A 22,913-nucleotide genomic window follows, 5' to 3' on the forward strand; every position below is an offset into this window, starting at 1 on the left:
CTACGTGGGCTCTGAAGAACAGTCGACGCACGCCCCGAAGACGGTCAGATGAGCGACATCTGCCTCGAAGGCGTACTCCTCGCGCAGCCGCTCGCAGATTCCGTCGGCCACAGAGGGGTCAACGCTCGTGACCTTCTGACACTTCCTGCACACGGCATGAAAATGCGGACGCCCGGAGACGGAGTGGTAGGTCGAGGCGCGCTCGCCCAGGTGGGCGTGGCGCACCAGACCCAGCTCCTCGAGCACCTCGAGGTTGCGGTAGACGGTGGAGAGGTTGATCGCGGAGGAGGACTCGCGCACGACCGCGAGCACCTCCTCGGGGGTGGCGTGCCGCAGTCGCTCGACGGCTCCGAGGACCAGCTCGCGCTGGGGCGTGAGTCGATAGCCCTTCGCCCGAAGGGCCTCGCGCCAGTCCTCAGCCGCCTCGGTCATCGCGACTACTTGGGGACCCGCTTGAGCCGCGCCCACAGGTGCGGCTGCAGCGCCTGACCCATCGCGGCCATGTCGTACGCGTAGAGCAGGTCGCCCTCGACGTTGCCGTAGAGCCGCTTGCCGGCGGTGTACTCCTTGGCCGTCTCCGTGCGGGCGACCGCGTCGGTGACGATGTCGAGCTTGCCGCCCTCGGCCTTGCCGTACCAGATCTCGACGATGCCGCTGCTGTGCGTCATCACCCACTCGACCTCGCCCTCGGGGCGGAAGCGCAGGAAGCCGGTCTCGAGCGCGGCGTCGCGCACCTTCTCGCCGGTCTCGGGGTCGATGATCCACGAGCGCGAGAAGTAGTGGAAGAACGGCCGGCCGTCGTGGGTGAAGATCAGCTCCTGACCGAACTCGAACTTGTCGATCGTCGGATAGTCACCGTGCCCGTTGCCCTGCCAGGTGCCGAGCATCCATGCGCAGGGACCCGCGTCGGGGTGAAGGTTCTCCGGAAGTTCGAAAGCCACACCCCGAGTTTAGGCCGTACGTCGCCTACGACCCGAAACGCAAGCGCTAATGTGCTCGGCATGCAAGAACTCGTGGTGAAGGTGACCGTGGGCGCCGAGGCGCCCGAGCGTACGAACCAGGCCTTCACGGTCGCCTCGGCGGCCGCGACCGCCGGTGCGAAGGTGTCGCTGTGGCTCACCGGTGAGGCGACGTGGTTCGCGGTGCCCGGGCGTGCCGAGGAATTCACGCTGGAGAACGCGGCGCCGCTGCAGGAGCTGATCGCACTGGTCATCGAGGCCGGCGAGGTCACCGTGTGCAGCCAGTGCGCCTCCCGTCGAGACCTCACCGAGGACGACCTGATCAAGGGCGTCACCATCAAGGGTGCGGTCGTGTTCGCCGAGGAGATCCTCCGCGACGGCGTGCAGGCTCTCGTCTACTGAATTCGACACCGTCCGGAATTACACCCATGTAGTTCCAGGTAGCACGCGTGTTAATCCTCTCGGAGACTCCACACGCTGCCTACTTCGCCGTTAGCATTCACCCTCGTGAGCACGCAGACCCCCAGTGGCAAGTGGTGGAGCCGGGATTCGGCCGCCCAGCCGGGTGACGACGAGGACCTGACGGCGCGCGCTGCGGAGCTGGCCCGCGCGGCCGCCGCGGCCGAGTCACTTCGCATCGCAGCCGAGCAGGCGGCAGCCGAGCAGGCGGCCGAGCGGCTGGTGGCCGAGGAGTCCGCCGCCCAGCACGCGACCGCCCGCGCCAAGGCCGACGAGACCGCCAAGCTCCACGCCGAGCTGGCCGCCGACGCCCACCAGGCGCGTGAGGTCGCGGAGAAGGCTGCCGAGGAGTACGCCCGCGCCCGGGTCGAGGCCGAGAAGCTCGCCGACACCCGTGCCAAGGAGCGCGCCGAGGCCGAGGAGGCCGCGGTCGCGAGGGGCAAGGAGCTGGAAGCCGCCGAGCGTCGCCTCCTCGAGGCCGCCCGCACGGCCGAGGAGCAGACCCGCGCACGCAGCGAGGCCGAGGAGGCCGCCCGCGCCAAGGCCGAGGAGGCCGCCGCCGCAGCCGCCGCCGCAGCCGAGGCCCACACGAAGGCCGCCGAGCACGCCGAGCTGGCCAAGGCCGCCTACGCCGCGCGCAGCGTCGCCGAGGCGGCCGCCGAGGACCGCCTCGAGGAGATGGACGAGCTTCGCGACGCGCTGGCGGCAGCCGAGAAGGCTGCCCGCAAGGCCGCCGACGAGGCACGCGCCGCCTACGAGGCCCGCAGCGAGGCAGAGGCAGCGGCCGAGGCCGCCTACACCGCCCGCACCGCGGCCGACGCCCGCTCCGAGGAGCTCGCGCGGATGCGCGAGGAGGCCGACGCGGCCGCGGCCGGCCGGGCCGACGAGGCGCTGGCTGCGTTCACCGCGCGCCAGGCCGCCGAGCAGGCCGCGAACGACCGTGCGACCGAGGCCGAGAAGGCGGCAGCCGCTCGCATCACGGCCGAGGAGTCCGCGGTCGCGATGGCGACCCAGGCCGAGAGGGCCGAGCAGGCCCGCAAGGAGGCCGAAGCCGCCGCCGAGGCCGCCTACGCCGCCGCCGAGGAGGCAGCGACCGCCCGCGCCAAGGCCGAGGAAGCGGCGAAGGAGGCCTTCGAGGAGCGCAAGGCCGCCGACGCCAACGCCGAGGACCACGCGATGACCCGGGCCGCGGCCGAGGCCGCCGCAGCCGACCAGTACGCCGTGGCTGCCGAGGCGCTCGCCGCCCGCACCGAGGCGGAGGAGGCGGCGCTGCGCGCCTTCAAGGCCGCCGACGCCGCCAACGACGCCCGCCTCGAGGCCGAGAAGAGCGCGAAGCAGTACGCCGAGTTCGCTGCTGCCGCCGCGCACGAGGCCAACGAGAACGAGGAGCGCTACCGGCAGCTCACCGAGCTCGCCTCGCAGGCCGAGCAGGCGGCCGAGGCCGCCAACATCGCCCGGATGGCGGCCGACCAGCGCGCCTCCGAGCACGCCGATCTCGCCGTCCAGGCGCTGGAGGGCCGGCGCGCCGCCGAGCGCGCTGCCACCGAGGCCAACGAGGGTCGTCGCGCGGCGGAGACCGCGCTGCGTACCGCCCATGAGTCGATGACCGAGGTCATCACCGGACAGGCCCGTGAGCGCGAAGAGGCCGAGCGCCGGATGACGGAGATGATGAACCGTCTCGCCGAGGTCCAGGAGCAGGCAGCCGAGGCCGTACGCCTGCGCGCCGAGGCCGAGGAGGTCGCCGGTCAGAAGGCGATCGACCGTCAGGCCGTCGAGGCTTCGATCCTGCACAACACCCAGCTGGTCGAGCAGGCCATCGTGGACCGGCAGATCGCCGAGCGCCGCAGCGCCCAGCTCGCCAAGCAGCTCGCCGACCTGCGCGAGGCCGTCATGCTCGCGGTCAAGGGCGGCAGCACCAACAAGCGGGCGATGCAGGCCCTCGAGCTCACCCTCGCCGCGACCCCGAACCCGCCCGAGGCGAGCCAGCCCATCCCGGACGCTCCTGCCGAGCCGCTCGTGGTCGAGCCTCTCGAGCCGGTCCAGTCCGACACGACCACCGCCCCCGCGCCGGTCGGCTCATCGGCCACGCCCACGGCCGGTCCCCCGACGGCGCCCGTGAACCTGCCCGAGCGCCCGACCGGCAAGAAGCAGGGCAACAAGAAGGCGGCGCCGTCCAACGACGCGGCCGCAGGCCAGGCCGACCTGCCCGACACCCCGAGCGACTCGCTCCCCCAGCGCTCGAGCGGCTGGCTGGCAGCGGTGAAGCTCGCCGAGTCCGGCAGGTTCCCCGGCGCCAAGATCCCCGGCGCCGACACCGTGCCCGAGCCCAGCAAGGCCGCCGACGACGCGTCTGACGCCGACCTGGAGGGCGAGCCGTCCGGCACCAAGAAGCTCACCGTCCGCACCTTCAAGCCCGAGGACGGCTCGCTCATGACCGAGAGCACCGTCACGGTCACCGAGGAGGGTGTGCTCGACGTACGCAAGGACGAGCAGACCCACACCTACGACCTCTACGACACCCACACCGACATCACCATCAAGGGTGAGCCGGCCACCGACGAGTGGGTCGTCGAGTTCAACACCGACGAGGCCGGTGCGGTCCAGGTCGACAAGTCGATGGTCGACCCCGAGGCGTTCCAGCGCGAGGTGCTCCGCTGGCGCCCCGACATGGCCGGCTGAGCGCCGTCGCTCAGTTCGTTACAAGTTGTCCTTCAGAACCCGAGCGATCTCGAGCACAGCAGCACGTGACGTACGTCCGGCGCCGACCACGTTCAGGAACCCGTGGATCTGGTCGGCGAAGCGCTTGTGCGCGACCTTGACCCCGGCCTCCTCGAGCTTGACGGCGTACGCCTCGCCCTCGTCGCGCAGCGGGTCGAAACCCGCGGTCGCGACGTAGGCCGGGGCGACCCCGCTCGTCGGGATCTCGGCGTGCAGCGGAGCATGGCGCGGGTCGCGGCGGTCGATGCCCTGGGGCAGGTAGTTGTCGGTGGCGGCCGCGATGAAGTCGGCGGTCAGGTAGAAGCCCTCGCGGAGATCCTCGCGGCTGCGGGTGGCTGCCTCCGACTGCGTCACCGGGTAGATGAGCAGCTGGAACGCGCACGCCTCGCCGACCGCGAGCGCGACGCCGGCCGCCAGGTTGCCGCCGGCGGAGTCGCCGCCGACGCCGATCCGGGCCGGGTCCGCGCCGAGCTCGGCCGCATGCTCGACGGCCCAGCGGAACGCCGCGACCGAGTCGTCGTACGCCGCCGGGAACGGCGACTCCGGCGCCAGCCGGTAGTCGACCGAGAGGATCTTGACCCCCGACTCGCTGGCCAGCAGCCGGCAGGGAGCGTCGTGGCTGTCGAGGTCACCGAAGATGAAGCCGCCGCCGTGCAGGAAGACCAGCAGCGGAGCGTTGCCCGAAACACCCTCGGGGACGTAGAGCCGCGCCTTCAGGCCTGCGACCCACAGCTCGCGCACCGACCCGATCTCCTGGCGACCGCCACCGAGCTGCGACTGCCGCAGCAGCGCCACCCGCCCTTTCGGGATCGGCAGCGTCGACGGGTCCGGCTCGCCCGACACCTTCATCAGCGCGAGCATGATCTGCGTGTCCACGGCGAGCGTCTGCCCGTCGTACGTCACCGGCTTGCCGACGATCCGCCGCTGCACCGCGGCCGGCAGGTTCAACGCGGCCGCGAATGCGAGCCCCTTGATCGGGGTCACCACAGGCGCCACCAGCGGATCGATCACGGACGACGCACGCTCAAGAATCGACATGCACCCAAACTACCGGTTACCAGGGACATCGTGTAGCAGGTAGTTCACCAGACGATCGTCTGCACGTACGGTGGAATCGCCGGTCTCAAACCCACCCTCGGATGAAAGACTGACCCCATGAGTCTCGACCCGCAGGCCCCCACCCGCTCGGCCGAGGACACCGTGAGTCTGACCGCGGTTCCCGACCAGCCGTTCGACGTCGAGCCCGAATACATCCCGGACCATGAGGCGCTGGCCGAGGTCGAGAAGTACGAGGACCGGTTCCTCGACCGCGAGCTGTCCTGGCTGCGGTTCAACGAGCGGGTGCTGGAGCTGGCGGAGGACGACACGCTGCCGCTGCTGGAGCGCGTACGTTTCCTGGCGATCTTCACCTCCAACCTCGACGAGTTCTTCATGGTCCGCGTCGCCGGGCTGAAGCGGCGGATCGCGGCAGGGGTGGCGGTGCGGGCAGCCTCGGGGCTGATGCCGCGCGAGGTCCTCGAGCTGATCTGGAGGAAGACCCGGGAGCTCTCCGAGCGGCATGCCGAGGTGTTCCGCGACAAGGTGAAGCCGGCGCTGCTCGGGGAGGGCATCCAGCTGCTGCACTGGGAGGACCTCACCCCCGAGGAGGTCAAGGCCTGCAAGAAGCTGTTCAAGGAGCGGGTCTACCCGGTGCTGACGCCGCTGGCGGTCGACCCGGCCCACCCGTTCCCCTACATCTCCGGCCTCTCGCTCAACCTCGCGGTCCGACTGCGAGACCCGAAGACGAAGAAGAAGCACTTCGCCCGCGTGAAGGTGCCGCCGATCTTCACCCGCTTCGTGCCGCTGGGCGACGACCGGTTCGTGCCGCTCGAGGAGATCATGCGGGAGCGGCTCCACAAGCTCTTCCCGGGCATGGAGATCCTCGAGGTGCACACCTTCCGGGTGACCCGCAACGAGGACCTCGAGGTCGAGGAGGACGACGCCGAGAACCTCCTCACCGCGCTGGAGAAGGAGCTGCTCAGGCGGCGCTTCGGCCCTCCCGTACGCCTCGAGGTGCAGGAGTCGATGACCGACTCGACCCTCGACCTGCTGGTCTCCGAGCTCGGCATCTCCGACAAGGAGGTCTTCCGGCTGCCCGGTCCGCTCGACCTGCGCGGGCTGCACGGCATCGCCGACATCGACCGTGAGCAGCTGAAGTATCCGGCCTTCGTGCCGACGACCCACCCGGCTCTGGCCCCGGTCGAGAGCGCCGCGCCGGTCGACGTCTTCAAGGCGGCCCGCCGCGGCGACATCCTCCTCCAGCACCCCTACGACTCGTTCGCGACCAGCGTGCAGCGCTTCATCGAGCAGGCGGCGGCCGACCCGCGGGTGCTCGCGATCAAGCAGACCCTCTACCGCACCTCCGGCGACTCCCCCATCATCGACGCCCTGATCGATGCCGCCGAGGCCGGCAAGCAGGTCCTGGTGCTCGTCGAGATCAAGGCGCGCTTCGACGAGGTGGCCAACATCCGCTGGGCGCGCAAGCTCGAGCAGGCCGGCTGCCACGTGGTCTACGGCCTGGTCGGCCTGAAGACCCACTGCAAGCTGGCGATGGTGGTGCGCGAGGAGCCCGACGGCACCATCCGCCGCTACACCCACATCGGCACCGGCAACTACAACCCCAAGACCTCCCGGCTCTACGAGGACATGGGCCTGATCACCACCGACGAGAACATCGGCGAGGACGTCGCCCACCTGTTCAACAACCTCTCCGGTTGGAGCCGGGAGGCGACGTACGAGCAGCTTCTCGTCGCGCCCGGAAACGTACGCAGCGGCCTGATCGAGCAGATCCACGCCGAGATCGCCCACCATCTGGCGGGGCGGCCGGCACGGATCCGCCTCAAGGCCAACTCCGTCGTGGACGAGGCCGTCATCGACGCGCTCTACCTGGCCTCCCAGGCAGGCGTGCCCGTCCAGCTGCTGGTGCGCGGCATCTGCGCGCTGCGCCCGGGCGTGGAGGGGCTCAGCGAGACCATCGAGGTGCGCTCGATCCTGGGCAGGTTCCTGGAGCACTCCCGGATCTTCTGGTTCGAGAACGGCTCCGCCGACGACGGGGACGGCCCGAGCGCCTGGATCGGCTCGGCCGACATGATGCACCGCAACCTCGACCGCCGGGTCGAGGCCCTCGTACGTCTCCCCACCCCGGAGCTCGTGGCGGAGGTAGGCGCACTGTTCGACCTGGCATTCGAACCGTCGACCGACGCCTGGATCCTCGGCTCGGACGGAACGTGGACCCGCAACCACGCTCCCGACCATCTCCAGGCGATGTTGATCGCACGCCAGCGGCAGCGCAGGCGCGCCTCGGCGGGCTGAACACGCCCCTGGCTTTCGTCGTGTCAAGCGGACTCGCCTAACATGAGCCCGCAGGTCTGCCTCATCCAGCCAGGAGCCCCCCGTGCGTTTCCGAATCCGCCCGGTCGACACGTCGTTCTACGACCTGTTCACCGAGTCCGCCAACCACCTCGTCGGCGGCGTCTCGCTGCTCGCCGAGATGCTCAGCGACAATGCCGACCGTGAGGACGTCGCGCGTCGCATGCGCGACGCGGAGCATGCCGCCGACGAGACCACCCACGAGCTGATCAAGAAGGTCAACTCCACCTTCGTCACGCCGTTCGACCGCGAGGACATCTACGCCCTCGGCTCCGGTCTCGACGACGTGATGGACTCGATGGACGAGGTCGTCGACCAGATCTTCGTCTACGGCGTCAACATCCTGCCCCCGGAGCTCTCCGACCAGGTGACCGTGCTCCAGCGCTGCGCGGAGCTGACCGCGTCGGCGATGCCCAACCTCCGCTCCATGAAGGAGCTCTCGGAGTACTGGATCGAGATCAACCGTCTCGAGAACCAGGGCGACAAGAACCACCGCCGCATCCTCGCCAAGCTCTTCTCCGGTGAGTACGAGGCACTCGAGGTCCTCAAGCTGAAGGACATCGTGGAGTCCCTCGAGGACGCGATCGACGGTTTCGAGAAGGTCGCGAACACCGTCGAGCAGATCGCCGTCAAGGAATCCTGAGCCTGCTCAGATGGAACTCGCCATTGTCATCGCGGTGGTCGTCGTCGCCCTGGTCTTCGACTACACCAACGGCTTCCACGACGCCGCCAACGCCATCGCGACCTCCGTGTCCACGCGAGCGCTCACACCGCGCATCGCCCTCCTGCTTGCGGCGGTGATGAACTTCGTCGGCGCCTTCCTGGGCCAGAAGGTCGCCCACACCGTCTCCGACACCATCACGCCACCATCGGGTGCCCATGGTCTGACAGTCGTGATGGCCGGCCTGCTCGGCGCGATCGCCTGGAACATGATCACCTGGTACTTCGGGCTGCCCTCGTCCTCGTCGCACGCGCTCATCGGCGGTCTGGCCGGCTCGGCGATCGCCGCCGGCGCGTTCGTCAACTGGTGGACGGTCCTGGAGAAGGTCGTCATCCCGATGTTCGTCTCGCCGTTCGTCGCCTTCGGCCTCGGCTTCGGCGTGATGCTCGCGATCATGTGGATCTTCCGCCGTGCCAACCAGCACAAGGCGCAGAAGGGCTTCCGGATCGCCCAGACCATCTCGGCCGCCGCGATGGCGCTCGGTCACGGTCTCCAGGACGCCCAGAAGACGATGGGCGTCATCTTCCTCGCCCTGGTCACCGGCGGCTTCCTCTCCGAGGGCGACGATCTCCCGTTCTGGGTGATCGCCGCGGCCGCCACCGCCATCTCGCTCGGCACGATGTCCGGCGGCTGGCGCATCATGCGCACCCTCGGCCGTCGCATCATCCACCTCGACCCCTCCCGCGGCTTCGCCGCCGAGTCGGTCGCCGCCTCGGTGCTCTACACGACGGCGTACGTCTGGGAGGCCCCGATCTCGACCACCCACACGATCACCTCGGCGATCATGGGTGTCGGCGCGACCAAGCGGTTCTCCGCGGTCCGCTGGGGTATCGCGAAGTCCATCGTCGCTGCCTGGATCTTCACCTTCCCGGCCGCCGGCGGTGTCGCGGCGCTGACCTACCTGATCTGCCACTTCGTGTTTCAGCTGCCGTAGACGACGACACGCCGAGTCGGCGCATCCGACCCCTCTCGCTCGCTTCGCTTCGCGAGGCACGGGGTCAGATGCGCCGACTCGGCTTCACCAGATTTAGCCGAACCGACCCGAGATGTACGCCTCGGTGTCCGGGTTGTCCGGGTTCGTGAACATCTGCTTGGTGGGGTTGAACTCCACCAGGTGACCCGGCTGGCCGGCGGCCTTCAGGTTGAAGAAGCCGGTGTCGTCGGAGACACGGGCGGCCTGCTGCATGTTGTGGGTCACGATCACGATCGTGTAGTCGGACTTCAGCTCGTGGATGAGGTCCTCGATCGCCGCGGTCGAGATCGGGTCGAGGGCCGAGCACGGCTCGTCCATGAGCAGCACCTCGGGCTGGACCGCGATCGCGCGGGCGATGCAGAGCCGCTGCTGCTGACCACCGGAGAGGCCCATGCCGGGCTTGCCGAGGCGGTCCTTGACCTCGTTCCACAGGTTGGCGCCGCGCAGCGCCTTCTCCACGATCGAGTCGGCCTCGGCCTTCTTGATCCGCTTGGAGTTCAGCTTGTTGCCGGCGAGCACGTTGTCGTAGATCGACATCGTCGGGAACGGGTTCGGCCGCTGGAAGACCATGCCGACCTTGCGACGAACCGCCACCGGGTCGACGTTCGGACCGTAGATGTCCTGGCCGGCGATCTGGATCTTGCCCTCGACGTACGCACCGGGGATGACCTCGTGCATCCGGTTGAGGGTGCGCAGGAAGGTCGACTTGCCGCAGCCGGACGGCCCGATGAAGGCCGTCACCGACTTCGGCTTGATGGACATGGAGACGTCCTCGACGGCCTTGAAGTCGCCGTAGAAGATGCTGGCGTCCTTGACTTGAATGGACATGTGTTTCTCCTAGCGCCCGGTCTTGGGGGCGAAGATCGTGCCGACGATACGGGCGATGAGGTTGAGGACCATGACGAGGATGAAGAGCACCAGTGCTCCACCCCAGGCGTACTCGACGCCCTTGTGCGTGGCCTCGGACAGCTGGGTGTAGATGAAGACTGGCACGGTCATCATCGGGCTGTCGTCGAAAGCGCTGGTGTTCATGTTCGGGTTGAAGCCCGAGGCGACCAGCAGTGGAGCGGTCTCGCCGATCACGCGCGAGATCGCGAGCACGACACCGGTGACGATGCCGCCGATGGCGGTCGGGAGCACCATCCGGGTGATGGTGCGCCACTTCGGCACCCCGAGCGCGTACGCAGCCTCCCGCAGGTCGTCGGGGACCAGCTTGAGCATCTCCTCGGTGGAACGGACGACCGTCGGGATCATCAGCAGCGAGAGCGCGACACCGCCGCCGAAGCCGAAACGCGTGCCCGGCCCGACGATCAGGGTGAAGAGCGCGAACGCGAACAGACCCGCCACGATCGACGGGATGCCGGTCATGACGTCGACCAGGAATGTGATCGCCTTGGCGAGGCGGTTGCCCTTGCCGTACTCGATCAGGTAGATCGCGGTCATGATGCCGATCGGGATCGAGATCAGCGCGGCGATGCCGGTGACGATCAGGGTGCCCGTCAGCGCGTGGTAGAGACCGCCCTGCTCGTCGCCGGTGACCGAGCGCATCGAGTAGGTGAGGAACTCCGGGTTGATGGTGGCGGCGCCGCGGGCGACGACCATGTAGACCAGCCAGATCAGCGGGATGACCGCGACCCCGAAGGCGGTCCACACCAGCCCGGTGATGAGCTTGTCGGTCGCCGAGCGCTTGTTCTCCACCAGCAGGGCCCACAGGGGGTAGCCGATGAGGAAGGCCAGCACACCGATGACGGCGGCCCCGACGATGCTCACGCCGAGCACCAGAGCCAGGCCCCCGAGCGCGATCGCAGCGATGCCGACCAGCCACTGGGCACCACGCGGAAGCGTGGCGTGGGACAGCTGCGTCTCTTCGTTGGAGAGGCGGTGTCCTGAGCTTGTCGAAGGGTCGATGTTGCTCACTTGGCCCTCCCTCGGGCGACGATCCAGCGGGCGAGCGCATTGATCAGGAACGTGAAGGCGAACAGCACGAGGCCGGTCGCGATCAGCACGGACAGCCGGTCGGGCGTGCTCTCCTTGTAGCCCTGCGCGATGTACGCCGCGATGGTCTGCGGGTTCTGGGTGCCGACGATGAACAGCGAGATCACGACCTTCGGCGAGGCGATCATCGCGATCGCCATGGTCTCACCGAGAGCACGACCGAGGCCGAGCATCACCGCGGACACCATCCCCGAGCGGGCGTAGGGGAAGACCGCGTAGCGGATCATCTCCCAGCGGGTGGCGCCGAGCGCCAGGGCTGCCTCCTCGTGCAGTCGCGGCGTCTGCGCGAAGACCTCGCGGCAGATCGAGGTGATGATCGGAAGGATCATCACGGCGAGCACGATCGAGGCGGTGAACAGCGTGCGACCGTTGCCGGAGGGCTGGCCGTCGAAGAACGGCAGCCAGGCGAGGTTGTCGGCCAGCCAGGCGTGGGCCGGCACCAGGTAGGGACCCAGCGCGACCGCACCCCACAGGCCGAAGACGACCGACGGCACGGCGGCGAGCAGGTCGATGACGTAGGCCACCGGGATCGCGATCCGGCGCGGCGCGTAGTGGCTGATGAACAGGGCGATCGCCACGGAGAACGGCACCGCGATGATCAGGGCCAGGACGGCGGCGTACATGGTCGCGAACAGCAGGGGGACGACCAGGCCCATGAACGAGCCCTGACCGCTGTAGTGCTGCGCGTCCACGTTGAAGCCCGGGACGCCCTCGATCCCCAGGAAGATGAAGACGGCTGCCAGCGCCACCAGGATCAGGGAGGCAGCGGCAACGGCGAGGCCTCGGAAGACGACATCACCCACCGAGCCACGGCCGGAGAGCTCCGACTTCTGGCCAGGGTCAGCACCGGCGCCAGGGTCGGCGCCGGGGTCAGCGGCGACAGTCACAAGGCATTCCTCGACTTTCTTGTTTCGGTTCTCAAGACAGCCGTACGGGCGGCGGCCGCAGCCACCGCCCGAACGGCGATCACGTCAGACTAGTCAGCGCTTACTTGATCGAGCCGACGAGGTCGACGGCCTTGTCTGCGATCGTGCGGTCGAGCGGCGCGGAGCCGGCCTCCTCGGCGGAGACCTCCTGGCCCTCCTCGGAGAGGATGTACTCCAGGTAGCCCTTCACGTTGGCCGCGTCCTCGGCGTTCTCGTAGGTCGGGCAGGCCAGCAGGTAGGAGACCAGCACGACCGGGTAGACGCCGGCCTCGGTGGTGTCGCGGGCGAGGTCGTAGGCCATGTCGTTGTCGGACAGACCGGCAGGCTTCGACGCGGCCAGAACCTTGGCAGCGGCGTCGGCGGACGGCGCGACGTAGTCCTCGCCGACCTTGATGTTGACCGTGGCCAGGTCGTTCTCGCGCGCGGCGGACTCGTCCAGGAAGCCGATGTAGCCGGCGCCGGAGAGCGCGGTCACGACACCGGAGGTGCCGTCGGCGCCCTCGCCGACCTTGATGCTGGCGGGCCACTCACCGTCCGGCTCCTCGGTCCAGCCACCGGCGGCCTCGAGGTACTTGGTGAAGTTCTCCTGCGTACCGGAGTCGTCGGAGCGGTGAACCGGGGTGATGGCGCTGTCGGGAAGCTCGGCGTCCGGGTTGAGCGCAGCGATCGCCTTGTCGTTCCACTTGGTGATCTTGCCCGAGAAGATGCCGGTGAGGGTCGCGCCGTCGAGGTTCAGCTCGTCGACACCCTCGAGGTTGAACGCCACGGCGATCGGGGAGACGTACGCCGGGACCTGGATCGGGTCGCCGCCGCACTTCTCCTTGGCCTTGGTCAGCTCGCCCTCTTCGTCGTTGAGAGCGGAGTCGGTGCCCGCGAAGAGGTAACCGCCGGAGATGAAGCCCTCACGGCCGGAGCCGGAACCGACCGGCTCGTAGACGACGCTGAGGTCCGGGTTCGCGTCCTGCATGCCGGCGGTCCAAGCCGCCTGGCCCTTCTCCTGCGAGGTAGCGCCGCCACCCTTGATGGTGCCCGAGAGGGAGCCTTCTTCGCTACCGCCGCCCGTGGGCTCGTTGCCGGCGCCACAGGCGCTGATCGCAAGAGCAAGGGCCGCAGCCGTGATGCCCGGGACGAGTGCCCGGCGCAGCGAGGTGGTGTTCACGCAAGTCTCCTGATTGATGAAGCAGTCGATTCGGAGTTGTCGCGATGACCGTAGGTAGCCGAGGTGGACGGGAAACTCGGTGAAGGTGAACGCAGGCTTAACGAGGGACACAAAGTCGGTGGCAAATCAGTGTCAGTTCCGGGCACAGGAGATGAACAGGCAGGCCTCAAGCCTCTGTTAGGCCTGAAATGCCTCAACAGCCCGCACTTCACCTTCTTGCACGTGCAGGACCATCAGCTCGCCCTTCGCCAGCTTCGGGTCGCGCACGCCCAGCCCTTCGAAGACCCACGGCAGCACCGGCCGGTGCGTGCAGATCACCGTCGGAACGGCCAGGTCACGCAGGATGTCCGCGGCCAAGGCCGACACGCTACCTCCCTTGGCGCCCTCCTCACTGAGCAGTCTCATCTGTTCGGACGCGATGCCGGCGAGGCCGGCATACGGCGCCACGGACTGCGTGCAGCGGACGCTCGTCGAGGTGATCACCCGGCGGATGTCGTAGGCCATCAGCAGGCCGGCCAGCGTGACCGCCTGGGCCCGCCCGGTGTCGTCGAGCGGCCGCTCCGAGTCCTCACCGGACCAGGCCGAACGACCGAGGGACGAGGCGTGGCGGAGGATCACGAGCGGCGTGGTGGGGTGGCGTACGTCCTCGGCCTGCTGCAGCGTCTCCCGGTCGTGCGGGTAGGTGAGCCGCTTGCGGGCCTTCTCCACCGGCATCCACTCGACCTCGTCGATCTCGTCGTTGATCTGGTAGCTGTCGACGTCGTCGTCGGCTCCGGCAGCGGTGCGACCCACCCAGTAGTGGACCACCTTCTGCCCCGCCTCGACGGGATAGCGCTGCGTCCGGAGCGGGCGGCCGAGGGCGACCTGGAGGCCGGTCTCCTCGCGCACCTCACGGATCGCGGTCACCGGCACCGTCTCGCCGGGATCGACCTTGCCCTTGGGGAAGGACCAGTCGTCGTACTTGGGTCTGTGGACCAGCACTACCTCGGGCAGGTCTTGGTGCTCGCGAAAAACCACTACGCCGGCGGCCGGGATCTCGGGCATGGACACAGGGTATGTCGGATGGGCGACCGGTTCGTCTAAGGTTCGTCGGGATGCTCCGCACCCCACAGCTTCTCGACCGTCCCCGGATGTGGGCCGGTCGGTCATCCCGAGTCGTACGCGCCCACCCCCTGTTGACCATCGTGGTGGGCGTTGTCGTCGTCGCGCTCGTGATCTTCCTGGCCCGGGCGTGGGCGACCCGTGGGGGCGATCTCGACGAGGCGCTGCGGCTGGCCCCGGCCGAGGCGACGCGGGTCTCGTTCACCGACTGGGCGGCCATCCGCGAGAGCGTCGGCGCCGACCTCGATGCCGACTCCACGCCGGAGGAGGTCCACGAGATGATCGACGAGGCCTATACGAAGGACCTGACCTCGACCTCGGTGCTGCCCGACGCCTCGGGCCTGCTGCAGCAGCACTTCGGATGGTCCCCGGCGACCCTCGACTGGGAGCTCTACACGCAGTCGACCGAGGGGGCGCTGATGGTCGGGCACCTCGCGGACATGGATGCCGACCACCTCGTCGACCAGCTCACCTCGATGGGGTTCGCCGCCCCGGAGGACGATCCGGCCGACGGCGGCGTCTGGGACGGCACCCTGGTCCCGTTCTCCTCCTTCACCGACTCCGGCATCGACTCGACGATCACCCCGCAGGTCACCTACATCGCCTTCCTGCCCGAACACGATCTGATCCTGGCCTCGGACGGCCGTCGCTACCTGAGCGACCAGATCGAGAGCCTCGGCGACGGCGACCTGCACGAGCCGATGACGGATGCCGCCGACCGGCTCGGCGACCCGCTCTCCGCGTTCATCTACGACGGCGACTTCACGTGCAGCGAGATCGGGCTGGCCGGCGCCTCGGCCGCCGACCAGGACCAGGCGGACGGCCTCATCGACGCCGCCGGCGACCTCAACCCGATCGCGGGCTTCGCCATGGCGGCCGAACGCAACGGCGACGTACGTGTGGCGATGTCGTTCGAGGACGACGACCAGGCGCGTACGAACGCCGACACCCGGGCCAAGCTCGCCGTCGGACCGGCACCGGGCCAGGGCGGCACGTTCGACGAGCGGTTCGAGCTCGGGAAGGTCGCGGCCGACGACGCGGTCGTCACCATGCAGCTGCGGCCCAAGGACGGTACGGCGGTGCTGTCCGACCTGGCGAACGGGCCGCTGCTCTTCGCGACCTGCTGAGGGCCCGCGCGGCCCTAGGGGATGATCCCCAGGATGCGGTCGATCTCGTCCTGGGAGAGGTGGTCCTCGGACTCGCTGGCGGCGACGATGAGGTTGGTGGTGAGCTCCACCTCGAGGAGCAGCTCAGGATCTTCCAGCGTCACATCGAACTGATCAGCCACGCCCGCCGCCTCCTCACGTCACCTTGGAAAAGCTCGTCGTCACATCATCGCCCAGTCTCGGTGGATCTGCGCGCTGATCCACCAAGAACCATCAAAAGTTGTCACATCAAGCGTGACACATGGGCCTGAGAGGGCCCCAATCAGACCACGAGGCCCCAGCCGAACGGCTGGGGCCTCGTTGCAGATGATCAGTGTCGGCTCACGCCGAACCCGAGATCGTCTTACTCATCAGAGAGGGCGAACGTTCTCCGCCTGCGGACCCTTCGGGCCCTGCGTGACGTCGAACTCGACCTTCTGGTTCTCGTCGAGGGTCTTGTAGCCCTGCGTCTGGATCGCCGAGTAGTGCACGAAGACGTCGTCGCCGCCGTCCTCCTGCGCGATGAAACCGAAACCCTTCTCGGCGTTGAACCACTTAACGGTGCCCTGAGCCATCTGCTCGTTACTCCTTAGTCGGGGCGAGAGGCCACCAGGTTCGGTAGCCCCGCATCAGGGGCGGGTGACACGTCGCTCCGACCTGTGTTCCCGAACCGGGGCCCGGGCGAGCACAGAGCAGAAACGCCGTTGGATCACAAACTCCGCAGGCGTCAGACCTTCTGGAACTTGCTCCTGTTGCGGGAGTGACACTAGCAACTCGTGGGCCGCTGCGAACCCCCCTTCGCCGATCGTTTTACGTGCGAAGCGGTGAAGGTTGCGCAACAGAGCCGTGAAACGGCCGCTCAGCGGGACGTACGACCACGGGTTCCGAGGCAGTTTCCGGGCCACGGGAGTCCCGCCGACCCTTCCGACCGCCGAAATACTTGGCTAGCCACATGATTGCTGTTATGGTGAATATGTGGCTAGCCACCTTATTCTCCAGAGCAACGCGACCCGAAGTGGAGTGTCATGAAAGCGATCATTTTCGATGAGTTCGGCGGTCCGGATGTCCTGCACGAGGCGGACGTCGAGATTCCGCACCCCGGCCCCGGCCAGGTCCGAGTACGCGTCAAGGCCGCCGGGCTGAACGCGCTGGACGGCAAGAAGCGCGCCGGCATGGTCGAGGCCGTGTTCCCGACGACGTTCCCCGCCATTCCCGGCGCCGAGGTCGCAGGTGTGGTCGACGCCCTCGGTGAGGGCGTGAGCGACGTACAGGTCGGAGACGAGGTGCTCGGCTGGGCGGACACCGGCTCGTACGCCGAGTACGCCCTGGCCACCGCCGTGGCCCCCAAGCCCGCAGACCTCTCCTGGGAGGTCGCGGCCGCGCTGCCGGTCGCCAGCGAGACCGCCGAACGGGTCCTGGACGAGCTGGGGGTGACCGCCGGGGAGACCGTGCTGATGCACGGCGCCTCCGGAGCGGTCGGCACCGTGGCCGTCCAGCTCGCGATCGCCCGCGGAGCCCGCGTGATCGCCACGGCCGGCACCTCGAACCAGGACTACGTCACCTCGCTGGGCGCGACCCCGACCACCTACGGCGAGGGTCTGGTCGAGCGGGTGCGCGCCCTGGCTCCCGACGGCGTCGACGCGGTCTTCGACCTGGCCGGCAAGGGCGCCCTGCCCGACTCCATCACCCTGCGCGGCGGCACCGAGCGCATCGTCACCATCGCCGACTTCGGTGCGGGCGAGCTGGGCGTCGCCTTCTCCTCCGGCGGCGGGGACCACCCCGTCGAGCGCCTGGCCGCCGTGGCTCAGGACGCCGCGGCCGGAACGCTGACCACCACCGTCACGGCGTACCCGCTGGCCAAGGCGGCCGACGCCCAGCAGGCCAGCGACGCGGGACACGTACGCGGCAAGCTCGTCCTCACCGTCGACTGAGCGCCCCAACCCACCTGTTGCGGTGGCCGACCGGGCCACCGCGTTCACCGAAAGAGACTGTCATGCTGGAATCCCTGTGGGCCCCGATCACCCTCGGCGGCACCTCTCTGCCACACCGTCTGGTCATGGCCCCCATGACTCGTGACCGCTCCACCCCGGAGGGCGTGCCGACGGAGCTGAATGCCGAGTACTACGCACAGCGCGCCTCGAAGGCGCTGATCATCACCGAGGGCACCCAGCCCTCCGCCGACGGCCAGGGCTACCTGCTCACTCCTGGTATCTACAACGAGGCGCAGATCGCCGGGTGGCGCACGGTCACCGATGCGGTGCACGCGGCAGGCAGCCGGGTGTTCATCCAGCTGATGCACGTCGGTCGGGTCTCCCACCCCGACAACACTCCCCACCACCGCCAGCCCGTCGCCCCCTCGGCGATCCGCCCGGCCGGCGTGATGTTCACCGCCTCCGGCCCACAGGAGATGCCGGAGCCCCGTGCGCTCTCGACGCAGGAGGTCGCCGAGACCGTCGACGACTTCCGGCGCGCGGCTGCCGCGGCGGTTGCGGCGGGCGCGGACGGCGTGGAGATCCACGGCGCCAACGGCTACCTGATCCACCAGTTCCTCTCCGGCAACGCCAACCAGCGCACGGACCGCTACGGCGGCTCGATCGAGGCCCGTATCCGCTTCGCCGTGGAGGTCGTCGCCGCGGTGGCCGAGGAGATCGGCCCCGAGCGCACCGGCATCCGGATCTCGCCGGGAAACCCGTACAACGACATCGTCGAGTCCGACACCCACGAGCTGTATCCGGCGCTGGTGGAGGCGCTGCGCCCGATGGGTCTGGCCTACCTGCACCTGATGCACATGGGCGACGAGCAGCTGCTCGACACGCTCCGCGCGCAGTGGCCCGGCACCCTGATCCTCAACCGGCCGGGCGCCGACATCCCCACTCGAGCCAAGGACGTCGACAACGGCACGGCCGACCTGATCTCCGTCGGTGCACTGGCGCTCGCCAACCCCGACCTGGTCGAGCGGCTGCGCGTCGGGGCAGAGTTGAACACTCCCGACCCGGCGACCTTCTACGGTGGCGGAGCGGTCGGATACACCGACTACCCCACCCACACAGGCTGAAGAAGCGGAGACCATGCCCGAGATCCCCACCACTGCCGCAGGCGGGCCGATGAGCTACGCGATCTTCCAGCTCGCCCGGGCCCACCGTGCCTACGCCGGCGCCCTGCTGCGCAAGATGGACCTGCACCCGGGCCAGGAGCTGCTCCTGATGCAGCTGCTGGACCGCGAGGGCCAGACCCAGTCCGAGCTTCTCGAGAGCGTCGGCCTCGACCACTCCACCGTCTCCAAGTCCCTGCGCCGCATGCAGGAAGCGGGACTGCTGGTCCGTGAGCCGGCAGAGCACGACCGGCGGGTGATGGTCGTCCATCTCACCGACAAGGGCCGGGCGATGCGGGAACCCATCGCCGCCCTGTGGAAGAGCCTGGAGGGAGCCTCGGCTGGCGCCCTGACCGAGGAGCAGGCGGCGGCGTTCGTCGAGATCGCCGGCGCGATCACCGACTCGATCAACAGCCATCCGTTGCCGCAGGAAGAGTCCAGCTGACCCTCGTCACACGGCCGAGCCCCGAGTCGCAGATGCGGCTCGGGGCTCGAGCCCGCTGTAGGCCGTGTCGGTCTCGAACCGACGACCCATGGATTAAAAGTCCACTGCTCTACCAACTGAGCTAACGGCCCGCCGGGAGTCTACCGGAGCAGCCGCCGTCTCCTATTCGTGGTCGTCGCGCGGCGCCGACGCCCTCCCCCGCTCGCTGATGATCCGGGCGCATCGCTCGGCAGCGGCCGCGCCCGTCAGCGCATGCTCGAGCAGGAGCTGGGTCCAGTGCTCGTAGCGAGCGACCTCGACCGGGTCGGCGATCTCGAGGTCGCCGGCGCTGGTCTCGAGGGTGACGATCCGGTCGCGCTGGTCCCAGCCGTGCTGGACCAGCACGGGGAAGCTCTCGAAGGGGACGATCCCGATGGTCGCCCGGGTCGTGGTCGCCAGCTTGGCGATGTGATCGATCTGGGCGCGCATGATGTCAGGAGATCCGACCAGATGGTGGAGGGCCGCCTCGCCGACCAGGATCGTGATCGACCGGCCGCCCTCGTAGAGGATCGCCGAGCGCCTGAGCCGGGCCGCGATCACGGTGGAGACGTCCTCGCGATCCGCAGCCTCGTCGCGGGAGCCACCGGCCAGGGCCAGCAGGGCGCGCGCATAGTCCGGCGTCTGCAGCAGCTCGGGGACGCTGTGGGGCTGGAAGCTCGTCAGGACCGTCGCGGCCACCTCGGTCGCGGCGTAGGCGTCCTGGCGCCGCTCCGCGCCTCCGCTCGCCGGACGAGCGTCGCGGAAGGCCGCGTGCTCCTGGTCCGCGCGGGTACGCAGCGCGAGCAGCATCTCCTTGTCGGCACCCACCGCGGCCGCCCAGGCCCGGACCTCGGCCTCGGAGACCGCCTGTCGACCGGACTCGATCTTCGACACCTTCGGCTGCGACCAGCCCGCCCCCAGGGCGTCCGCGAGGCCGGCTCCGGTCAGGCCTGCGGCTCGGCGGGTGTCACGGAGCGCCTCGGTGAGCGCTTCGCGGGCTCGACGGCTGGAGCGGGGCACGGACGGCAGCCTCCTTCGGCGGATCGGATGGACCCCATCCTGCCTGATGTGCATAGTCGGCGTCCAGATGCACATCATGGTTGGCGGGATCGAAATATTATGCTCTACTGATCCCGGGGTCGACGTCGACAGGAAGGCAGTGCCTCGATGAGCATCCGACGAACCCAACCCGGCCGACCACGCCTCATTCCCGCCACCACGGCCAGCCCACCACGTGAGCAGGTCCTCCATGCCGCAGCGCAGCTGTTCGTGACCCAGGGCTTCGCCGCCACCTCCACCCGTGAGATCGCGGAGAAGGTCGGGATCAGGCAGGCCTCGCTCTACTACCACTTCACCGGCAAGGACGAGATCCTCGCCGAGCTCCTGGAGCGATCCGTCCGGCCCACCGTCGACCGGGTCGAGCAGATCGAGCAGGCCGCGGCCGAGCGTCCCGAGACCGCGCTCTACGCGCTGGTGCTCGTCGACCTGCACACCCTCGCCGAGGCGCCGGACAACATCGGCGTGCTGGCCACCCATCCCGACGTGACCAGCAGCGAGGCGTTCGACGCCTTCCGCAGCGCCCGCGCAGAGCTCGCCGGCGCCTACGGGCGGATCGCGGCGCAGGTCGCGGAGCCCGGCGCCGCGCACACCGCCGAGCCTCGTCATCTCGGCGAGATGCTCATCCACCTGGTCGAGGTCACCACCAGCCTCCGCAGCATCGGCGTGACGATCGACGAGGAGACGGCCGACGCCATCGCCTCGACCTGCCTTCGCGCCTGCGGGGTCCCCGAGAGCCGCATCATCTCGGCGGCCTCGACCGCGGCGGCTCTCGTCGCCGGGCTGCCGGCGAGCCCCCATGGCTGACTACGCACAGCGGGCCCGACCAGCTCAGAGCTGGACGGGCCCGCTGCGTACGAAGGAAGTGCCTTTCTCAGTGGGTTCCGGTGATGCGGTCGAGCGCGGCCGGGGTGTAGGGCGAGTTCGCCTCGAGGTAGGCGGCGAAGGCGTCGATGTCGAGGCCGCCGTAGTAGGGGTCGGTGCCCTTCGTGAAGGCGGCGAAGGCGTCGCCGCCGCCCTGCAGGAAGTTGTTGGTCACGACCCGGTAGGACGCGGCCTTGTCGATCGGCTGACCGTTCAGCATCACGGAGCCGTCGACCGGACCCGTGGGGCTGATCTGGTAGGAGAAGCCCTTCGAGACCTGCAGGATCTTGTGCGAGGCCGCGTTGGCGCCGGTGACCTGCTGGGTGAGCAGGTCGTAGATGTCCTGGCCGGTCATGGTCAGCGAGACCAGGTAGTTGTTGAACGGCTGGACCGTGAACGCCTCGTCGTAGGTGACGTCGCCGACGGCCTCGCCGTAGGGCGAGCTGGCCGCGGTCAGGTCGGCACGGATGCCACCCGGGTTCATGAACGCGATCACCGGCACCTGCCCGTTGACCACCGTCGACTGGTCGGCGAGCTGGGCGTCGGCGATCAGGTCACCGAGCGCCGACTCACCGGCAGGACTCTGGTCGCGCTTGACGTCGGTCGTGATCGAGCCGAGCACCCGGGAGGCGATCGGCCTGACCAGCTCCTTGTAGGTGTTGATCAGCGTGGTCTGCTCGGGAGCCTTGGCGACGTCACGGGTGACGAGCAGGTTCGAGCCCTTGACCGAGGAGCGGACGATGTCGCGCGACTTGAGGTTGTACTTCAGGTTGGTCTCGGTGTAGAGCCGGCCGAAGGACGAGGCCGAGGTGACCAGGCGGGACTTGCCCTCGGGGTCGGGTACGTCGCAGACGTAGGGGTTGTGGGTGTGGCCGGTGACCAGCATGTCGATCTCGGGGTCGAGGTTCTGCGCGATCGGCACGATCGGCGAGCCGGCGACGAGCTCGCCGCCACCCTCGCAGGTGTAGTCGTAGCGGGCGTTGACGTCGTAGACCGTGCCGGTGGCCGGGTCGGTCCACTTCTCCTTCGGCAGGTTGGCACCCTCGTGGATGAGGGTCACGATCGCCTTGACGCCCTTCTTCTTCAGCACGGGTACGAGCGCGTTGGCGGTCTCGACCTCGTCCTTGAAGGTGAGGCCCTTGACGCCCTCGGCGGTGACGATGTCGGGGGTGGCCTCGAGGGTCATGCCGATGAAGCCGATCTTGACGCCGTCGACCTCCTTGATGGAGTAGGCCGGCAGGATCGTCTTGCCGCTGGCGTCCTCGATCACGTTGGAGGCGAGGATGTCGAAGTCGGCGCCCTGGTACTCGTGGGCGGCGCAGGAGTTCTGGTTGTCCTTGCCGTCGCCGTCGTCGATGCAGCCACCGGCGTCGATGCGCTGCAGCTCCTTGTAGCCCTCGTCGAACTCGTGGTTGCCGACCGCGGTCACGTCCAGCCCGAGCTTGTTGAGCGCCTCGATCGACGGCTCGTCGTGGAACGCGGCGGAGAGCAGCGGCGAGGCGCCGATCAGGTCGCCCGCGGCCACGGTCAGGGAGCGGGCGTGACCCTTGCGGGCCTCGGCCAGGTGGGAGGCGAGGTATTCGACGCCACCCACGTTGACGGTGTCATCGACCGGCTTGCCGGTGGCGGGGTCGATGTGGTGGCCGGTGATCAGCCGCCCGCTCGAACCCGACGGCGCCTCGAGGTTGCCGTGGAAGTCGTTGAACGAGAGCAGCTGGACATCGACCAGGTGCTTCCCAGCACTCTCGGCGCTGGTCTGCGCCGAGGCAGAGGTCGCGACCGGAGTGGCGACTGCGGCGGCCGCGAGAGCGACGGCGGCAACGGCCACGGCGGGGCGAAGCTTTCGGGTGTTACGAGGCATTGCGGGGCTCCCCA

At 68.9% G+C, this 22,913-nt stretch carries 22 protein-coding genes and 1 tRNA gene; 10 read left to right on the forward strand and 13 right to left on the reverse strand.

Annotated features, from left to right (window positions below):
* Together ACWZJV_RS10655 and ACWZJV_RS10660 are read right to left on the reverse strand one after the other, a co-directional pair.
* Complete coding sequence (locus ACWZJV_RS10655; RefSeq protein ID WP_008360653.1) at nucleotides 1–432, reverse strand: Fur family transcriptional regulator; 432 nt, start codon at nucleotides 430–432, stop codon at nucleotides 1–3.
* A gap of 5 nt (nucleotides 433–437) precedes the next feature.
* Nucleotides 438–941 carry an FABP family protein gene (locus tag ACWZJV_RS10660; protein WP_008360651.1) on the reverse strand — a complete coding sequence of 168 codons (504 nt, stop codon included), beginning with the start codon at nucleotides 939–941 and terminating at the stop codon, nucleotides 438–440.
* Nucleotides 942–1,001: 60 nt separating this feature from the next.
* Between ACWZJV_RS10660 and ACWZJV_RS10665 the strand changes: the two genes are divergently transcribed.
* Both ACWZJV_RS10665 and ACWZJV_RS10670 read left to right on the forward strand, forming a co-directional pair.
* The gene (locus tag ACWZJV_RS10665; RefSeq protein WP_008360650.1) at nucleotides 1,002–1,361 is read left to right on the forward strand and encodes a DsrE family protein; all 360 of its coding nucleotides are present in this window, start codon (nucleotides 1,002–1,004) and stop codon (nucleotides 1,359–1,361) included.
* Between the two features lie 105 nt (nucleotides 1,362–1,466).
* Nucleotides 1,467–4,097 carry a hypothetical protein gene (locus ACWZJV_RS10670; RefSeq protein WP_457181402.1) on the forward strand — a complete coding sequence of 877 codons (2,631 nt, stop codon included), beginning with the start codon at nucleotides 1,467–1,469 and terminating at the stop codon, nucleotides 4,095–4,097.
* Between the two features lie 18 nt (nucleotides 4,098–4,115).
* Here ACWZJV_RS10670 and ACWZJV_RS10675 read toward each other — a convergent pair whose 3' ends face one another.
* The gene (locus tag ACWZJV_RS10675) at nucleotides 4,116–5,174 is read right to left on the reverse strand and encodes an alpha/beta hydrolase (RefSeq protein WP_457181403.1); all 1,059 of its coding nucleotides are present in this window, start codon (nucleotides 5,172–5,174) and stop codon (nucleotides 4,116–4,118) included.
* A gap of 117 nt (nucleotides 5,175–5,291) precedes the next feature.
* Here ACWZJV_RS10675 and ACWZJV_RS10680 point away from each other — a divergent pair, with 117 nt between their 5' ends.
* The 3 genes from ACWZJV_RS10680 (at nucleotide 5,292) to ACWZJV_RS10690 (ending at nucleotide 9,199) form a co-directional block, all read left to right on the forward strand.
* Complete coding sequence (locus ACWZJV_RS10680) at nucleotides 5,292–7,487, forward strand: RNA degradosome polyphosphate kinase (RefSeq protein ID WP_008360645.1); 2,196 nt, start codon at nucleotides 5,292–5,294, stop codon at nucleotides 7,485–7,487.
* Between the two features lie 82 nt (nucleotides 7,488–7,569).
* The gene (locus tag ACWZJV_RS10685; RefSeq protein ID WP_008360644.1) at nucleotides 7,570–8,187 is read left to right on the forward strand and encodes a DUF47 domain-containing protein; all 618 of its coding nucleotides are present in this window, start codon (nucleotides 7,570–7,572) and stop codon (nucleotides 8,185–8,187) included.
* A 10-nt stretch (nucleotides 8,188–8,197) separates the two neighbouring features.
* Nucleotides 8,198–9,199 (forward strand): inorganic phosphate transporter, encoded by a 1,002-nt coding sequence (locus tag ACWZJV_RS10690; protein WP_008360643.1) that lies wholly within the window; start codon nucleotides 8,198–8,200, stop codon nucleotides 9,197–9,199.
* 93 nt (nucleotides 9,200–9,292) lie between these two features.
* Here ACWZJV_RS10690 and pstB read toward each other — a convergent pair whose 3' ends face one another.
* The 5 genes from pstB to ACWZJV_RS10715 all read right to left on the reverse strand — a co-directional run bounded on the left by pstB (nucleotide 9,293) and on the right by ACWZJV_RS10715 (nucleotide 14,362).
* Nucleotides 9,293–10,066, reverse strand: a complete 774-nt coding sequence (gene pstB / locus ACWZJV_RS10695) for a phosphate ABC transporter ATP-binding protein PstB (RefSeq protein WP_008360641.1) — start codon at nucleotides 10,064–10,066, stop codon at nucleotides 9,293–9,295.
* A 9-nt stretch (nucleotides 10,067–10,075) separates the two neighbouring features.
* Nucleotides 10,076–11,155: a phosphate ABC transporter permease PstA gene (gene pstA / locus ACWZJV_RS10700; protein WP_457181404.1), complete on the reverse strand. Its 1,080-nt coding sequence runs from the start codon at nucleotides 11,153–11,155 to the stop codon at nucleotides 10,076–10,078.
* Entirely contained in the window at nucleotides 11,152–12,120 is a 969-nt protein-coding gene (gene pstC / locus ACWZJV_RS10705) for a phosphate ABC transporter permease subunit PstC (protein WP_457181405.1), read from the reverse strand. The genes pstA and pstC overlap by 4 nt, the downstream gene beginning before the upstream one ends.
* 100 nt (nucleotides 12,121–12,220) lie before the next feature.
* The gene (locus ACWZJV_RS10710; protein WP_457181406.1) at nucleotides 12,221–13,318 is read right to left on the reverse strand and encodes a phosphate ABC transporter substrate-binding protein PstS; all 1,098 of its coding nucleotides are present in this window, start codon (nucleotides 13,316–13,318) and stop codon (nucleotides 12,221–12,223) included.
* Nucleotides 13,319–13,495: 177 nt separating this feature from the next.
* Nucleotides 13,496–14,362 carry an NUDIX hydrolase gene (locus ACWZJV_RS10715; protein WP_008360632.1) on the reverse strand — a complete coding sequence of 289 codons (867 nt, stop codon included), beginning with the start codon at nucleotides 14,360–14,362 and terminating at the stop codon, nucleotides 13,496–13,498.
* Between the two features lie 50 nt (nucleotides 14,363–14,412).
* Here ACWZJV_RS10715 and ACWZJV_RS10720 point away from each other — a divergent pair, with 50 nt between their 5' ends.
* Nucleotides 14,413–15,546, forward strand: coding sequence for a hypothetical protein (locus ACWZJV_RS10720; protein WP_457181407.1), 1,134 nt, complete (start codon nucleotides 14,413–14,415; stop codon nucleotides 15,544–15,546).
* A 14-nt stretch (nucleotides 15,547–15,560) separates the two neighbouring features.
* On the opposite strand, the gene ACWZJV_RS10725 is transcribed toward ACWZJV_RS10720, so the two are convergent.
* Nucleotides 15,561–15,707, reverse strand: coding sequence for a hypothetical protein (locus tag ACWZJV_RS10725; RefSeq protein ID WP_008360628.1), 147 nt, complete (start codon nucleotides 15,705–15,707; stop codon nucleotides 15,561–15,563).
* Nucleotides 15,708–15,935: 228 nt separating this feature from the next.
* The gene (locus ACWZJV_RS10730; protein WP_008360626.1) at nucleotides 15,936–16,139 is read right to left on the reverse strand and encodes a cold-shock protein; all 204 of its coding nucleotides are present in this window, start codon (nucleotides 16,137–16,139) and stop codon (nucleotides 15,936–15,938) included.
* Nucleotides 16,140–16,589: 450 nt separating this feature from the next.
* Here ACWZJV_RS10730 and ACWZJV_RS10735 point away from each other — a divergent pair, with 450 nt between their 5' ends.
* From ACWZJV_RS10735 to ACWZJV_RS10745, 3 genes are all read left to right on the forward strand, one after another.
* Nucleotides 16,590–17,495: an NADP-dependent oxidoreductase gene (locus ACWZJV_RS10735; RefSeq protein ID WP_457181408.1), complete on the forward strand. Its 906-nt coding sequence runs from the start codon at nucleotides 16,590–16,592 to the stop codon at nucleotides 17,493–17,495.
* 62 nt (nucleotides 17,496–17,557) lie between these two features.
* Nucleotides 17,558–18,619: an alkene reductase gene (locus ACWZJV_RS10740; RefSeq protein ID WP_457181409.1), complete on the forward strand. Its 1,062-nt coding sequence runs from the start codon at nucleotides 17,558–17,560 to the stop codon at nucleotides 18,617–18,619.
* A gap of 13 nt (nucleotides 18,620–18,632) precedes the next feature.
* On the forward strand, nucleotides 18,633–19,100 hold the full coding sequence (locus ACWZJV_RS10745) for a MarR family winged helix-turn-helix transcriptional regulator (protein WP_457181410.1): 468 nt from the start codon (nucleotides 18,633–18,635) through the stop codon (nucleotides 19,098–19,100).
* A 58-nt stretch (nucleotides 19,101–19,158) separates the two neighbouring features.
* Here ACWZJV_RS10745 and ACWZJV_RS10750 read toward each other — a convergent pair.
* Both ACWZJV_RS10750 and ACWZJV_RS10755 read right to left on the reverse strand, forming a co-directional pair.
* Nucleotides 19,159–19,231: transfer RNA gene (locus tag ACWZJV_RS10750), tRNA-Lys, on the reverse strand.
* Nucleotides 19,232–19,262: 31 nt separating this feature from the next.
* Nucleotides 19,263–20,138 carry a helix-turn-helix domain-containing protein gene (locus ACWZJV_RS10755; protein WP_457181411.1) on the reverse strand — a complete coding sequence of 292 codons (876 nt, stop codon included), beginning with the start codon at nucleotides 20,136–20,138 and terminating at the stop codon, nucleotides 19,263–19,265.
* Between the two features lie 147 nt (nucleotides 20,139–20,285).
* Between ACWZJV_RS10755 and ACWZJV_RS10760 the strand changes: the two genes are divergently transcribed.
* Entirely contained in the window at nucleotides 20,286–20,981 is a 696-nt protein-coding gene (locus ACWZJV_RS10760) for a TetR/AcrR family transcriptional regulator (protein ID WP_457181412.1), read from the forward strand.
* Between the two features lie 67 nt (nucleotides 20,982–21,048).
* Here ACWZJV_RS10760 and ACWZJV_RS10765 read toward each other — a convergent pair whose 3' ends face one another.
* The gene (locus ACWZJV_RS10765) at nucleotides 21,049–22,899 is read right to left on the reverse strand and encodes a bifunctional metallophosphatase/5'-nucleotidase (RefSeq protein WP_040755907.1); all 1,851 of its coding nucleotides are present in this window, start codon (nucleotides 22,897–22,899) and stop codon (nucleotides 21,049–21,051) included.
* Between the last annotated feature and the right edge of the window lie 14 nt (nucleotides 22,900–22,913).

The organism is Nocardioides sp. WG-D5, assembly GCF_054031175.1.

Coding starts and splice junctions, on each gene's coding strand:
- ACWZJV_RS10655 (WP_008360653.1), bottom strand. CDS start 432: ATGACCGAGGCGGCTGAGGACTGGCGCGAGGCCCTTCGGGCGAAGGGC.
- ACWZJV_RS10665 (WP_008360650.1), top strand. CDS start 1,002: ATGCAAGAACTCGTGGTGAAGGTGACCGTGGGCGCCGAGGCGCCCGAG.
- ACWZJV_RS10675 (WP_457181403.1), bottom strand. CDS start 5,174: ATGTCGATTCTTGAGCGTGCGTCGTCCGTGATCGATCCGCTGGTGGCG.
- ACWZJV_RS10680 (WP_008360645.1), top strand. CDS start 5,292: ATGAGTCTCGACCCGCAGGCCCCCACCCGCTCGGCCGAGGACACCGTG.
- ACWZJV_RS10690 (WP_008360643.1), top strand. CDS start 8,198: ATGGAACTCGCCATTGTCATCGCGGTGGTCGTCGTCGCCCTGGTCTTC.
- pstB (WP_008360641.1), bottom strand. CDS start 10,066: ATGTCCATTCAAGTCAAGGACGCCAGCATCTTCTACGGCGACTTCAAG.
- ACWZJV_RS10715 (WP_008360632.1), bottom strand. CDS start 14,362: ATGCCCGAGATCCCGGCCGCCGGCGTAGTGGTTTTTCGCGAGCACCAA.
- ACWZJV_RS10720 (WP_457181407.1), top strand. CDS start 14,413: ATGCTCCGCACCCCACAGCTTCTCGACCGTCCCCGGATGTGGGCCGGT.
- ACWZJV_RS10730 (WP_008360626.1), bottom strand. CDS start 16,139: ATGGCTCAGGGCACCGTTAAGTGGTTCAACGCCGAGAAGGGTTTCGGT.
- ACWZJV_RS10735 (WP_457181408.1), top strand. CDS start 16,590: ATGAAAGCGATCATTTTCGATGAGTTCGGCGGTCCGGATGTCCTGCAC.
- ACWZJV_RS10740 (WP_457181409.1), top strand. CDS start 17,558: ATGCTGGAATCCCTGTGGGCCCCGATCACCCTCGGCGGCACCTCTCTG.
- ACWZJV_RS10745 (WP_457181410.1), top strand. CDS start 18,633: ATGCCCGAGATCCCCACCACTGCCGCAGGCGGGCCGATGAGCTACGCG.
- ACWZJV_RS10760 (WP_457181412.1), top strand. CDS start 20,286: ATGAGCATCCGACGAACCCAACCCGGCCGACCACGCCTCATTCCCGCC.
- ACWZJV_RS10765 (WP_040755907.1), bottom strand. CDS start 22,899: ATGCCTCGTAACACCCGAAAGCTTCGCCCCGCCGTGGCCGTTGCCGCC.